The 241-nt window shown below is 56.0% G+C and carries 1 pseudogene; it reads left to right on the forward strand.

Annotated features, from left to right (window positions below):
• Positions 1-241: pseudogene (locus SB679_RS26080) on the forward strand (hypothetical protein); the annotation flags it as partial.

Genomic DNA, 241 nt, shown 5'->3' on the forward strand with positions numbered 1-241 from the left:
GTAGTTAATGAAAGTAGCCGGATGGGATTACCTGATGAATTCACTCTACAACGCGAATTCGAGCGCGCTCGTCAACAGGGTGCGCTAGCACAATGGATTGCGGCTTTTGAAGGTGGTTTCACTGGTATCGTCGCCACCCTGGATACCGGTCGCCCCGGTCCGGTGATGGCTTTCCGTGTCGATATGGACGCGCTGGATCTCAGTGAAGAGCAGGATGTCAGCCATCGCCCCTACCGCGACG

Origin of the sequence: Chryseobacterium sp. SIMBA_029 (assembly GCF_046535275.1) — a bacterium.
Lineage (GTDB): Bacteria > Bacteroidota > Bacteroidia > Flavobacteriales > Weeksellaceae > Chryseobacterium.